Genomic DNA, 12,625 nt, shown 5'->3' on the forward strand with positions numbered 1-12,625 from the left:
CTGACCAGGGCGTTTGGCTCGCCGTGACGGGAATCCTTACTGAGGTTTCCGGCACGGTTTCCGACAAGCCCCCGCCTCCGTAGCTCAGGGGATAGAGCACCGCTCTCCTAAAGCGGGTGTCGCAGGTTCGAATCCTGCCGGGGGCACCAGCGAAAAGACCCCCAATCGGTCACGGTTGGGGGTCTTTGACATCCACATCTGACATCAGTGGCGGCGTTTCAGCAGCCTGTCCATGTGACTGATGGCCTCGCGCTGAGTGTCCTGGACGACGTGCGTGTAGACATCCATCGTGATGCTGATCTGGCTGTGACCCAGGATCTCCATCACGACGCGCGGAGCGACGCCAGCGGCTGTCAGCAGGGTCGCGCAGCCGTGCCGGGCATCGTGCAGCCGGATCACTCGAAGGCCGGCGCCATTGGCGACGCGGGTGAACGATCGGTACAGGTTCCTCGGCTCGATCGGCCGACCGTTTCGGGTGACGAAGACGTGGCCTTTGATCTCCGAAGCGGTCGCGGCCTGACGCATCCGGTGCCAGCGAAGAGGCGCGATGCACATCGCAGGCAGCGGCACGGCACGGCGGCGACGCCCCTTGGGATCGTCGTCGTAGAGAACCCCGCGGCGACGCTGCGTCTGCTGCCGGACGTAGAGGACCCGATTGTCGAGGTCGAGGTCTTCCCAGCGAAGGCCGACGATCTCACCCCGGCGCAGGCCCATGGCGATGGCGAGCACGAACGCGGCGTAGAGCGGGTCCTTTCGAGCGGCAGCGAGGAAGTCCAGGGTCTCGTCGAGGGTCCAGGGGCTCAGCTCTCGCGTCTTGGCCCGCGGAGGCTCTACGAGCTTGGCCACGTTCCGCGTGATCAGCTCCTCTCCACAGGCGGCGGAGATGGCCGTACGCAGCACGCGGTGTGACTCCTTCGCGGTCGCCGCGGTTGTCTTCTTCTCCAGCTGGTTGAGGAACCGCCGGACATCAGCAACGCCCAGCGACTCCAGGCGCTTGGTACCGAGCATCGGAGTCAGGTAGAGACGCACGTGTGCCTCGTACTTGTCGTAGGTGCTGAGCTTCCGGCGCGGCTTGACCATGTTGTCCAGCCAGTACGTCAGGTACTCCGAGAGCTTGGCCGACCTGGTGGGCACAGGCACGCCCTGGTCCACCTTGTCGAGCAGTGCGCGGCGCTTGGTGTCGCACTCGGCCCAGGTCTTGCCGTAGGCGAACTTCCGGGCGCGGGTGCCGTCCGGCTGGAGCACGTAGACCGCGGCTTGGTACCGGCCGTCCTTGCGCTTGGTGATCGTGCCCGCCCCGTTGGGGTTGCGCTTGCGCTGGGAAGCCATCAGGCGGCCTCCTCGATCCGATCGCGGATGTAGTCCTGGAGCGCGATCTCAGGGATTCGGCGGCAGCGGCCTTCCTTGATCGAGACGAGGCGCTTCGAGCGGATCAGGTCGTAGACCTTCGAGCGGCCGAGCTTGAGCCGCGCCATGACCTCGGGCACGGTCAGCAGTTCGGCAGTGGCGGTGGTCATGCTGCGGCTCCTTCCAGGGCGCGTCGGTCTTGCAGCGCTTCGCGGGCGGTTTCACGGTTGAGCTGGAGATCGCGGGCGATGCTGGCGGCGAGGGCAGACTCGCCGGGTGTGTGGCCGTGTCCGGCGTACTGCCAGTCGGAGAGGACGAGCACGGTGTCCGGCTCGTCGGCCAGGCCGAGGACTTCGCGTTCCTGGGCGGCCCGGTAGTCGGCGCGGATCTGCCGGAGGGCGCCCAAGGTGGTCGAGTAGCGACGGGACTTGGTGGAGAAGTGCCCACGGAAACCGAGCATGTGCGCCCAGGCCGTCAGCTTCCGGTCCGGGTACAGCGGGTCCAGATCGAAGCAGGCTTCGATGAGGCGGCGGGGGTGGTCCGGCACGTCGAGCAGGTCGAGTACTTCGCGGTTGCCGATCCGGCGATCCAGGCTGCCGGTGGCCTCGGCCGCCTTGGTGGCGTACTTGGCAACGTAGGCGGCGACTTTCTGTTCGGTGACGTCGTCCTTGCCGAAGGCTTTGATGGGTCGGACGTCGAGCTTTCGGCCCCAGCGAAAAGGCCGGCAGGGCTGGTCTTCAGCGGCGGGCGCGGTGACGGTCGTGTATGAGTGCGTGGCAGCGGCGCGGATCGCATCGGTGAGCAGCTGCAGCGTGGCCCAGGAGGGCGGCGGGGAGTCGGGCCCGTCCGGTCCGTCGAGACGGATCACGGCGTGGAAGTGGATCGCTCCGCGCTTCTGGAACTCAGCGACCTTTCCGTACGAGACCCGGCAGGCATCGGTGAGTTCACGGCGGGAGAGCCCGGCGCGGGCGGCGATCTCGCGGCGGAGCCGGGTGCTGAAGCGCTGCCACAGTTCGCCCGCGTGGTTGTTGAAGAGCACGGCTCCCGCGTAGTCGTACGTCTCCGGGTCGAGCGCCGTACCGAGGGCGGGGTCGTCGTCCTGGTGGTGGACGCCGCAGCGGCACGGCCCATGGTCGGGCTGGTTGTGTACGCGGCCGAACGAGGGCGCGGTGAAGGTAGCGAAGACGCGGGGGTGGTCGCGGACGGTCGGCGGGATGTCCTTGTCCTCATCCCCGGCGAGCCCGGCGCGGATCAAGTGGAAGGTGTCCCCGGCGTACGTGTGGGCGCAGGCGGGGCAGCGAGAGGCGCGGCGGTTGCCGCACGCGACTCGGAGACGCCCGCCGGGTTCCGTCTCGGTCGAGTAGTGGCGCAGTCTCTCGCCGGTCGTCTTGTCCTTGGCGAGGGTCCAGCCGGTGAGGTGGATCGGGTCGGCGCAGCCGCCGGTACGGCGCACCTGGTCCTGCCAGCGATCGAAGTCCGGAGAACCGGCCACCCGCAGCGCGTCGCCGAGGGTGGCCGGGTCCAGACCCGTGAAGGTCTCGGTCATGCGCGGCTCCCGGCGCGGACGGTGGCGCGGGCCGGAATGGTGCCGATGCCGTGGCAGCCGGTGCAGTGCGCGGTGATCGTGCGCAGGTGTCCGGCGCGGTTGCGGCCGCCGAGAGTGATGGCGACGGAGGCGAAGCCGTCACAGTCCGGGCAGATCCGGACTGGTGTCGTTGGGCGGTGGGTCATGCTGGTGCTTCTCCTTCGGTCTTCGGGTCGGAGGGGCATGGCTTCCGGGGCGGCGCGATGCTTGGCGGCTTGGGCCACCCCGGAGGCCGGTCAGCGATGCAGCTCGTCGCGAACGGTGCGGACGAGGAAGAGCAGGACCACGCCGCTGGTGGCCAGGGCGATGGCGGTGACGGCGACCGCGAGCAGCAGCGAGACGGCGACGGCGGCCAGGGCGAGAGTTCCGCCGATGCCCCCGGCGACCACGAGCACGGCGGTACCGGGTGAGCGCTGGACGAGTGCGGCGAGCCCGTTACCGGGAGCGGTCGGCGCGGGTGCCGGGGCAGGGCTGGTGTGCTGGACCAGCGGCGCAGTCGGGGTACTTGCCTCGAGGCTGGGCTTGTAGGTGTCCGGGGTCGGGTACTTGGGCTTGAACACGGCGTTCTCCCTTCGGGGCTACTTGGTGAGCGGGTCGATGGCGGGTGCCAGGAAGCTGTCGGCGAGGAGGTAGCCGCCGAGCAGCAGAAGGGCGACCAGCCACAGCGGCGGGCGGGCGAGCTTGATGCCGAGGGCGCCGACGATGATCAGGGCGAGCCAGAGCGGTACGTCCATGACGCGATCTCCCTTGTGATCAGCGGGGGTTGCAGCGATGGGCAGATGCGGCGAGTTCGGCGGCCGGGCGGGAGTGGTAATCGCCGGACCAGTCGCAGCCGGGGGCGGTGCAGGCGGCGGCGTGGGCTTCGCGGCCGTGGCGGTTGATGTAGCTGCCGACCTCGACCGGGCCGATCCGGCGCACATCGCGGAAGCGGTAGCGGGCCATCACTGCTCTCCCTGCTGGCGAAGGCTGCGGCCGGAGAACTCGCGCAGGATGTGAGCGGCTTCGGTCGGGTCGTCCGTGCGGTCGGCGGCCTCTTCGGCGAGCAGCCGAGCGAGCGTGGGGCGACCGGTGTCGGCCATCTCACGAGCAGCGTCGAGGAGATCGGCGCGGGACGGTTCGCGTCCAGCCATGGGTGATCAGTCCTTTCAGGTGAGTTGGGCGGCGATGGCGTCGGCCATCGGGATCGGGACGCCCAGGCGGGTGCGCAGGGTGTCGATGTCGATCGGGGCCCCGGTGCGCGTGTGGTGTTCGGCGGCGACCTTGCGCGCGTAGGAGAGCAGCGCGTCCGGGACGTTCACGGCCGGAGCCGCGGGAAGTGCCGCCGGGGGCTGATCCGGGGCGGCGATCTCTTCCGGGGCCGGGTCCGGCTCGGGGGCGGAAGAGGCCGGCACACTCACCGGTTCCACCGGGTCGTGCTCGGTTTCGCGGTCAGCGGGTGTGTGGACGAGGAGGGTGCCGCCGAGAAAAGCCAGCGCAGGCCATCCGGCGACCAGGATCCGCAGCCAGGCGGGGACGTTCGTCAGCTCGAGCAGTCCGGCGGTGGCGACGTTCGCCCCGAGCGAGGCAGCGAGTGCGACGGCGAACCACGTCCACGCGGCACGGATCGGCCCTCCCGTACTGCGGAGGATGCGTAGCCGCCGCCAGGCAGCGACGAGCAACAGATCCACGGAGATCGGGTAGGCCCAGGCCTTCCAGCCATCCTGTCCGGCAGCGGCGGCGATGTCGTGCAGGTGGGCGAAGGACAGCGCACCGGCGATCACGGCTTGCACCAGCACGGCATCGGGGCGGATCGAGCGGGTCACGGTCTTCACCTCCTTCACAGGGATTGGGGCCGGGGCCGGGCGGGGCTCACACGTCCTGCCGCCCGGTCCCAGCCGGAGCTAGTCGGCGGCCGGGTAGCCGTGACCGGGCGGCGGGTAGTACTGCGTGCCCAGGGCCAGTTCGAATGAGATGGTGAGCGCGTCGCCGACGACGTCCGCGAACTCCGGATCGGCGTCAGGGCCGGACTCGTAAGCGACCAAGTCGCTAAGCAGTTCGTCCGTGCGGGCAAGGTCGATGCAGTGCGGACACATTGCGATTCGCCCTCCTTCGGGCATGGCTCGGGTAGGGACCTGGCGCGAGACGGTCACGCCGACCGGGATGGAACGGGGTGGATCAGAAGGCGTCGGCTGCCAGCTCGAAGGCCTCGACATGCACCGCGGCGCGGTGCGGGCGGAAGGCAGCCAGAGCCGGGATGTCCGGCGTCAGCGCTTCGTGTTCGACACAGGCCGCGACGGCGTCATCCAGCGAGATGAACGGGGATCGGATACGGGCCCATCCGCCGGTGAGCAGACCAACTACAGCGGTACCGGGGCGGGTGGCTGCGATCGAGGTAGCGGCGCCTACGGCGCGGATGCTGATATCCGCGAGCGCCATCTTGGCGGAGGCTTCGTCATTGACGCGGTGAGCCACGCGGCCGCTGAGCTGAGCCCGCAGAGCAGTGGCGCCGGTGCCGAGTTCGGAGCCGAAGCGCTGCCCGCAGACTTCGAGATAAAGACCGGCGGCGCGGCCGAGCTGAGCTAGCCGGATGAGCTGGGTGACCATGTGGTCCCGGCGTTTCTCGTCGGCCTTGCTGGAGATCAGGAAGAGTTCGGCGACCTCGTCGACGAAGAGCACCAGGGGCACGGGGCGGATGTCCTCGGGCAGGCCCCAGATGTCCGAGGTGATCGACTCCAGCGGGCTTGCCGGGTCCAAGTGCTGTGCGGAGCGGATCAGTTCGTACCGGCTGGTCATCTCCTCGACCAGGGCGTCGAGCAGTTCGGACGCCTCATCCGGCGTACAGGCAAGAGCGGACAGGCGACGGGCGAACGGCGCCAGCTCCACACCCCACTTGCAGTCGATCCCGACCAGCGCGACCCGCTGAGGAGCCAACCCCTTAAACAGGCCCCGCAGGTACACGGACTTGCCCGACTCGGTCGCGCCGATCACCAGCTCGTGAGCGCTGGTGCGGAAGTCCCGCACATGGAGTCTGCCATCGGCCCGCAGTGCAACCGGCACCCGCAGCAGCTCAGTCGGGATCTTGCGGGGCATGACGACCTCGCGCAGCACGTCGTGGCCGATCAGCCGCACTTCCAGGAAGCCGGGCTTCAGCGCCTTCACGTGCACACCGTGCGCCCGCCACGAGTGCCGCAGCCGCTCGGTTGCCGCATCGAAGTCCTGAACTTCCTGACCGGGCTGCATCTTGAGCCGCAGCACCAGCCCGGAGCGGGTGATCCGCACCCGGCGCACCTTGGGCACCATCCGAGACGGCTGCCGGTTCCGTACCGCAGCCACCCAGATCCGCCAGCGCGAGGGCTGCTCAGTCAGCCCGCACGCCTCCATCACCGACCGGAACGTGACCACGATCCGGGCCAGCATGACCAGCCAGCCGAAGCCGAGCCAGTACCAAGCCGGAAGCCGCCAGCGCAGCAGCCCCAGCCCGACGGCGACCAGCACTAAGCCGATCAGCGTGGTGAGCTGTCCCCCAGTCATGGCGATCAGCCCTTGCCGCTCGAAGCCAGGTTGTGGGCGGTCACTGCCGCCGCACGGAAGCTGATGCCGTGCCGCTTCTGGCCGTTGAACTCGTTCTCCCACGGCCGGGCCACCAGACCGGTCAGGGCGACCGGAGCGCCCGTCACCATCTCACCGGAGACGTCCGGCTCGGCCACCGTCACGGTCAGCACCTCGGCGTTGCCGTTCATCACGAACAGCACGTCCACGGTCAGCAGCGCGTGCCCGGTCTCCATGTCGGTGGCGATGACGCCGTTCTTCTTGTCCTTCATCTTCGGCTGCGGCGGCTGAGCAACCATCACGGTCGCGCCGGTCGTGTCCACGGGGATCTGACGCACAGAGATCACTCCTATAGAGGGGTTGGACTCAGCCACTCATGTACATGAGTGACATGAAGAAGAGTGCCTGACTCCTATACATGAGTCAACCCGCTACGACGAGAAACTCGCAGCGGGCTGTGGGGAGTTGAGTGAGCGTCAGTCTGCAGCGGGGATGCGGTAGCTGAAAACGAACTGGTCAGCGGCCATGAGGGTGTCGCAGACCTCGACCACTCGACCCTCTTCGGTCACCGCCTCGCGGATGAGGTGGACGACGGGTGCACCGGCGCTCAGGGCGAGTTCGGAGGACTCGGCCTTGGTGGCCGGACGCGCTTGAAGCGTCTCAACGAACTCGGCGAAGACGTAGCCGTCCCCCTCCAGCCGGGCATAGATGCCACCGGGGCCGGGGTTCTCGGCGAACAGTTCGGGGATGTCCTTGACCACGTCCCACGGGAGGTACGACGTAGCGGTCTCGACCGGGGTCCCGTTGCGGAAATAGAGCCGCCGACGGGCGAGCACTTGGGTGCCGGCCTCAACACCGAGCCGATCGGCGATGTCCTCAGGGGCCTCCATCGGGCCGATGTAGAGGACGCTCACCTTCGCAGTGGCACCGGACTGCGCGGACTCTGCGAGATACGCGGCCTTGCCACTCCGGCGATGCGAAGCCCGGAAGCGGTCCGAGGAGCGCAGCCGCACGGGCGGCCGGTCCTTCACGATGGAGCCCTTGCCGTGGCGCGTGTCCACCAGGCCGCTGGCGCGGACCTCCACCATCGCCTTGCGAATCGTGCCGCCGGAGACGCCGTAGCGCTCGACAAGCTCGGACTCGCTCGGCACCATGTCACCAGGCTTCAGGACACCGGCCCGGATCTGCTTGACGATCTCGTCGGCGATCTGCACGTATCGAGGTCCGTTCGTGCCACCTCCTACCGCGGTTCCCATAGTCCTTCTCACTCTCCTATGCTCCTGTACATGAGTAACGGGTCCCAGCAACACAAGTCAACGCCACTGCACTCCGTGTCGGTGGCGGGGGCTGTAGTGCGCGAGGACGGCCGACTGCTGGCGATCCGCCGGGCCGACAACGGGACTTGGGAACTGCCGGGCGGCATTCTGGAGCTCTCCGAGTCACCCGAAGAAGGCGTCAACCGCGAGGTCTTGGAAGAGACCGGTATCCACGTTGAGGTAGTCGAGCTCTCCGGCGTCTACAAGAACACTGCGCGCGGCATCGTCGCCCTGGTCTTCCGCTGCAAGCCCTCCGGGGGCACCGAGCGCACCTCCGACGAGTCCACGGCAGTCCAGTGGCTCACGCCCGAGGAAGTCGCCGAGCGGATGTCCGAGGTCTACGCAGTCCGGCTACTCGATGCCCTCGACAGGAAGGGCCCGCACGTCCGAAGCCACGACGGACGCCGCTTGATCCCAGCAGCTGGATAGAACTTTCCCTACTTCATCAAGGGCCCGCGCAAGCGCGGGCGCGCCCCCTTGCTGGCGCCCGGGCCCCTGCCTTCGGCGGGCCCAGCCGCCCGCATGGGGCCGCAGCTCCACTGCGGCCCGTGTGTAGGAAACCCTCCGGGGCTGGGGCGGTCGGCTCCACGGCTTTAGCCACCTCCCCGATCAGGGTCCCTCGCCGAGCAAGACCAGGGGGCCAATCGGGCACATCAGCGGGCAGGCCAAGGGCTGCCCGATTTCGCTGACCAGCGTAAGGCCCCCTGATCATGCACGGCCCCAGACCGGGCAGGACACCGGCCAAACCCGCTCCGCCGACCTCTACGCCTTCAGTGCAATGCCTAGGTCTGAGGCCCCAAAACCGTGCACACTGTTCCCAGCATCCTCCCTAACAGGAGGTAATCACGACGTCGATCCGGAGGACAGCGTGGCTCCTCGCACTCGCCGCAAGTTCCCATACTCAATTGAGGAGTTGGAGATCGAGGGGTACAAGTCGCTCGGCCAGCGCAAGGTAATCACACTTAGGGCACTTACCTTGATCGCGGGAGTAAACAGTTCTGGAAAATCCAGCATTTTGCAACCCCTGCTTCTACTCAAGCAGACTGCCGACGCCCCCTACGATCCTGGGCCCCTGCAGCTCGATGGGCCGAACGTCAGTGTCACGTCAATCGAGCAGGTACTCTCCAAGACACTTTCAGCCACTGCCCGCTCTCGCGGCTTCTCGGTAGCTATCACTACTTCAGAGTCACAGACAAAGGTGAGGTTCAGCAAGGACAGCACAGGAAATCTGCGGGTAGCCGAGTACTCCGGATACTTCCTACCCAATCAGGAAGAAGCCATCACCATCAGAGAGGGAATGCCACAGAGTCAGTTGAAGAAGGTCGTGGAACCGCTCCTGCAAGCGGCAGAATTGCCCGACCTATTCAGGCAGTCCAAATCCAAGTTGGCAGTAGTTCGCGACCGCTTCATCCTCAGCCCAGCTATTGTATACGAGCGAGGGCCTAGCACTACTACCATCCCGCTCAATTTTAGCGGACGGGGTGACATTTCCGATATGGCCTCACGTATCATCCACCTGCCCGCACTCAGGGGAAATCCCCTGCGAACTTATCGAACAGCGGCAGTCGATGTCCGGTATCCGGGCCGGTTTGACACGTACACCGCAGGCATTATTTCTTACTGGCAAAGCAACAAGCGCACGGAAAAGCTCCAACAACTGAGAAAGGATGTCGAAGAGCTTGGGTTGACTTGGAAGATCGAAGCAAAGCAGGTTGATGACACGCAAGTAGAATTGCTTGTGGGTCGGCTACCCCAAGCACGACAGGGAGGTGCGCGCGATCTCGTTAACATCGCCGACGTCGGCTTCGGCGTGTCTCAGACTCTCCCAGTTGTAGTGGCCTTGCTTGCAGCCACCCCCGGACAGCTAGTTTATCTAGAGCAACCTGAAATTCATCTCCATCCACGTGCACAGTTGAAGTTCGCGGAACTCATTAGGCGGGCTATCGATCGTGGTGTACGCGTCGTCATCGAGACCCACAGCTCACTTTTCTTGCGCGCGGTGCAAACCCTTATCGCACAGGGCTCTCTCGACTCGGATGACGTGGCAATGCATTGGTTCACGCGCGACAGATATTCCGGGGAAACGCAGATCAGCACGGCCGACCTTCAACCGGATGGAAGTTTCGGTGACTGGCCCGAGGACTTCGACGACGTCTATTTGACGTCGGAGTCAGATTACTTGAACGCCGCTATGGAGAGGGCGGCTATCAGGTGAATCACATGCAGAGAACGCTTGTTATCGATGCCTCCGTCGCCAGATCCGCTGGAGGGACAGAGAATCCCATATCCAAAGCATGCCGAGATTTCATGGAAGAAATTCTGCACGTTGGGCACTACGTCGCCCTGAATCAGGCCCTATTGAAGGAGTGGCAAAAGCACCGTTCGAACTACTCACTTCAATGGCTGAGCTATATGCAACGCCGCGGAAAGGTCAGACTCGTTCGATGCCCCGAAACGAGAAATAGGATCCTGACCAATTGCGTCAATGGTACTGATGCAATTACGTCCAACCAGAAAGATGCCGTACGCAAGGACTTCCTTCTTCTGCATTGCGCTTGGGCCTCGGATGAGCTCGTATCTTCGATGGATGAAAAAATGCGAAAGCTTCTCTCCATCCTGGCGCTTGAGTGTGCGGAGATTGGCTCCGTGACATGGGTAAATCCTGCACGGGCGGAAGACAAGGCAGTCGGATGGGTTAAGGCCGGAGCTCGAACCGAGGAAGATCGTAAGCTTAGAAGCTGGAACGCTCCGACCTGATTCCGTGGCGGCAGGGCGCGGGGATCTGTTGCCGGGACAACCTTGCCTGCGCTTGCCGCGCGGACAAGACCCAGGTTTCGGGAACGCACTGTCCGCACTTCCCGTTCGACACGTGGGCAGTGGGCGGACCGTCCTGACGAGCCTCTGGGGCACTGCCCGCACCCACAGCCCTTCCGGTCCTGACATCCACGGCTGACATCAACGGCGGCGCACAGCCCCATCCCTGGGCGGCCCAGGGTGGCGCTCGGAAGCCCTGTCATACGTGCGGCAGAGGGGCAGAGATCGAACTCCTAAAGCGGGTGTCGCAGGTTCGAATCCTGCCGGGGGCACCACGCGTTACCGCTCTGACCTGGGGTTTCTCCCCCAGGGAGGGGACCTAATCGGCCTCGGACTCGTCGTCCGGGGCCGTTTGCGTGAGCGGGAGGACATCACCGTCGCGGTGGGCCGGAGGCTCGGCCGACCCGAGTTGGGGCGACAGGCCATAGACACCTGGCATCCACACGCATTCCGGCATCCTCAGGAGGACCACGCCGCGAGGAGTTCCGCCGGGCCGTACGCAGCGTCGAGCCCCGCACAGTCGGTCCCGCTGCGCGAGACAGCGATCACAGGCACGGGAGCAGGCGTGAGTGCGGCGCGGTGTCGGTGCAGCGCCGCGAGATCGTGCCGGTCGAACGGGGAGTTCTCCAGCCACTTCACCGAGCCGACGAACAACAGCTCCTTGGCGATCGGCGCGCGGTCCGCTCCCACGATGTCGATCTCCACATCGTTGGTACGGGTCCAGTAACCACCGATGGCGGGGGCAGCGGGGAGCCTCGCGTCGGGCAGCAATCGAGCCAGCGCCTCGCGCACCAGAGGTTCAACGGCCCTGCCGCGCCAGCTGGTCCAGTTTTCGCGGATGCGCCGCAGCGTCAGGTCACCCCGGCCCCGCTCGATCTCCTCCATCGCCGGGCCCAGGAGCTTCAGCCAGAAGCGGAGGTAGGGATCCGCGACCCGGTAGCGACGATCCTTCGAAGGCCGCGTGGACACGGGAAGCTCCGCTGCGATCACCCGTTTGTCCACAAGGATCCCCAGCGACCGCTGTAGCGGGGTCGCCCCGATCCCGCCGGCGGCGCGGGCAATATTGGAGAACGTCCGCTCACCGCTGCCGATCGCCGAGAGGACGGTGCGGGCTTGCACCTGCTGGGGGAACTCTGCAGCAAGCGAGCGCTCCGCCGACACCAGCAAGGCCGAAACCGGATCGCTGAGCGCCGCCTGCAGGAACTCCCACATCCCGGCACCGTGCGTCCACTCTGCACAGATCAGTGGCAGTCCACCGGTGATCAAGGCCGCATCGAAGGCCGAGGCGGGCTCGAGGCCAAGCATCTCGCCCACCTCCGCCGGGTTGAGCGGACCCAGCACCATCTCCCGTCCACGCTGGTGAAACGGGCGCCCATAACTGTTCAGCGCCTCCATCATCGACAGGTCGGAACCGATGAGAACCAGCAGAACCGGCTTATTCTCCAGCACTCGGTCCCAGGCCCGCTGAAGCATGCCCTCGAAGGCGCCCTCCGCATCCATCAAATAGGGCACCTCGTCCATGACCACCACGCTCGCCCGGTCGTGCGGCAGTGCCGCCGCCAGTACGTCGAAGGCCGCATCCCAACTCGCCGGGCGGGCCGCGGACAGCAGATTCGCCAGCGGAAGGCTGGACGACTGCGCATCCTGGCTGAGTCGCTCCAGGTCCGCCCCCGGCGACGCCCCAGTGGCTGCATAGAAGAGGAACGGCGCACCGGACCTCTCGGCGAACCGCTCCACCAACCGCGACTTACCCACCCGGCGGCGCCCTCGAAGCATCACGCACCGCCCGGGTCGCTCCCCACCGACCCCGGCCGTCACCTTGCCCAGCTCGCGATCCAGCGTCTCGAGCTCGTGCCGCCTGCCCACGAAATCTGCCATGTCGCCGCCTTCCATTACCCAGCACCCTCACGGATACTAACATTGCAGTTAGCAACATTAGCGTTAGTGACAGAGCCGGCTGGGAAGGACGGCTACTTACCCCGGTACACCCACAGGAGAAAGGCGGCCGTCGGCGCCACAGCATGGTCCGCCACTG

17 protein-coding genes and 1 tRNA gene are annotated in these 12,625 nt (G+C 66.2%); 4 read left to right on the forward strand and 14 right to left on the reverse strand.

Annotated elements, in window-relative coordinates:
- Positions 1-73: 73 nt before the first annotated feature.
- Positions 74-149: transfer RNA gene (locus FBY35_RS33505), tRNA-Arg, on the forward strand.
- Positions 150-204: 55 nt separating this feature from the next.
- On the opposite strand, the gene FBY35_RS33510 is transcribed toward FBY35_RS33505, so the two are convergent.
- The 13 genes from FBY35_RS33510 to FBY35_RS33565 form a co-directional block, all read right to left on the reverse strand.
- A complete protein-coding gene (locus FBY35_RS33510; protein WP_142217658.1) occupies positions 205-1,329 on the reverse strand; it encodes a site-specific integrase in 1,125 nt (374 codons plus the stop codon).
- Complete coding sequence (locus FBY35_RS33515) at positions 1,329-1,517, reverse strand: helix-turn-helix domain-containing protein (protein WP_142217659.1); 189 nt, start codon at positions 1,515-1,517, stop codon at positions 1,329-1,331. The genes FBY35_RS33510 and FBY35_RS33515 overlap by 1 nt, the downstream gene beginning before the upstream one ends.
- Positions 1,514-2,893 (reverse strand): replication initiator protein RepSA, encoded by a 1,380-nt coding sequence (gene repSA, locus FBY35_RS33520; protein ID WP_142217660.1) that lies wholly within the window; start codon positions 2,891-2,893, stop codon positions 1,514-1,516. The genes FBY35_RS33515 and repSA overlap by 4 nt, the downstream gene beginning before the upstream one ends.
- The gene (locus tag FBY35_RS33525) at positions 2,890-3,078 is read right to left on the reverse strand and encodes a hypothetical protein (protein WP_142217661.1); all 189 of its coding nucleotides are present in this window, start codon (positions 3,076-3,078) and stop codon (positions 2,890-2,892) included. Before FBY35_RS33525 ends, repSA begins: the two co-directional genes overlap by 4 nt.
- A gap of 90 nt (positions 3,079-3,168) precedes the next feature.
- Positions 3,169-3,492, reverse strand: a complete 324-nt coding sequence (locus FBY35_RS33530) for a SpdD protein (protein WP_142217662.1) — start codon at positions 3,490-3,492, stop codon at positions 3,169-3,171.
- A gap of 18 nt (positions 3,493-3,510) precedes the next feature.
- Positions 3,511-3,666: a hypothetical protein gene (locus FBY35_RS36540; RefSeq protein WP_186357128.1), complete on the reverse strand. Its 156-nt coding sequence runs from the start codon at positions 3,664-3,666 to the stop codon at positions 3,511-3,513.
- Positions 3,667-3,685: 19 nt separating this feature from the next.
- Positions 3,686-3,877: a mobile element transfer protein gene (locus tag FBY35_RS33535; protein WP_399209320.1), complete on the reverse strand. Its 192-nt coding sequence runs from the start codon at positions 3,875-3,877 to the stop codon at positions 3,686-3,688.
- A complete protein-coding gene (locus tag FBY35_RS33540) occupies positions 3,874-4,062 on the reverse strand; it encodes a hypothetical protein (RefSeq protein ID WP_142217664.1) in 189 nt (62 codons plus the stop codon). Before FBY35_RS33540 ends, FBY35_RS33535 begins: the two co-directional genes overlap by 4 nt.
- Before the next feature lie 15 nt (positions 4,063-4,077).
- Complete coding sequence (locus tag FBY35_RS33545; protein ID WP_142217665.1) at positions 4,078-4,734, reverse strand: DUF2637 domain-containing protein; 657 nt, start codon at positions 4,732-4,734, stop codon at positions 4,078-4,080.
- A gap of 78 nt (positions 4,735-4,812) precedes the next feature.
- Complete coding sequence (locus FBY35_RS33550) at positions 4,813-5,004, reverse strand: hypothetical protein (protein WP_142217666.1); 192 nt, start codon at positions 5,002-5,004, stop codon at positions 4,813-4,815.
- Positions 5,005-5,086: 82 nt separating this feature from the next.
- Positions 5,087-6,442 (reverse strand): FtsK/SpoIIIE domain-containing protein, encoded by a 1,356-nt coding sequence (locus FBY35_RS33555; RefSeq protein WP_186357129.1) that lies wholly within the window; start codon positions 6,440-6,442, stop codon positions 5,087-5,089.
- A 5-nt stretch (positions 6,443-6,447) separates the two neighbouring features.
- Positions 6,448-6,798: a hypothetical protein gene (locus FBY35_RS33560; RefSeq protein ID WP_142217667.1), complete on the reverse strand. Its 351-nt coding sequence runs from the start codon at positions 6,796-6,798 to the stop codon at positions 6,448-6,450.
- Positions 6,799-6,936: 138 nt separating this feature from the next.
- Entirely contained in the window at positions 6,937-7,716 is a 780-nt protein-coding gene (locus FBY35_RS33565; protein WP_142217668.1) for a GntR family transcriptional regulator, read from the reverse strand.
- Between the two features lie 18 nt (positions 7,717-7,734).
- Here FBY35_RS33565 and FBY35_RS33570 point away from each other — a divergent pair, with 18 nt between their 5' ends.
- The 3 genes from FBY35_RS33570 to FBY35_RS33580 all read left to right on the forward strand — a co-directional run bounded on the left by FBY35_RS33570 (position 7,735) and on the right by FBY35_RS33580 (position 10,533).
- Entirely contained in the window at positions 7,735-8,205 is a 471-nt protein-coding gene (locus FBY35_RS33570; RefSeq protein ID WP_142217669.1) for an NUDIX hydrolase, read from the forward strand.
- 484 nt (positions 8,206-8,689) lie between these two features.
- The gene (locus FBY35_RS33575; RefSeq protein WP_222123170.1) at positions 8,690-9,991 is read left to right on the forward strand and encodes an AAA family ATPase; all 1,302 of its coding nucleotides are present in this window, start codon (positions 8,690-8,692) and stop codon (positions 9,989-9,991) included.
- A gap of 92 nt (positions 9,992-10,083) precedes the next feature.
- Entirely contained in the window at positions 10,084-10,533 is a 450-nt protein-coding gene (locus FBY35_RS33580) for a hypothetical protein (RefSeq protein WP_142217671.1), read from the forward strand.
- A gap of 516 nt (positions 10,534-11,049) precedes the next feature.
- Here FBY35_RS33580 and FBY35_RS33585 read toward each other — a convergent pair.
- Positions 11,050-12,468: a DUF234 domain-containing protein gene (locus tag FBY35_RS33585; protein ID WP_142217672.1), complete on the reverse strand. Its 1,419-nt coding sequence runs from the start codon at positions 12,466-12,468 to the stop codon at positions 11,050-11,052.
- Positions 12,469-12,625: the final 157 nt, after the last annotated feature.

It is taken from the genome of Streptomyces sp. SLBN-118, from assembly GCF_006715635.1.
In the GTDB taxonomy this organism is placed as follows: Bacteria; Actinomycetota; Actinomycetes; order Streptomycetales; family Streptomycetaceae; genus Streptomyces.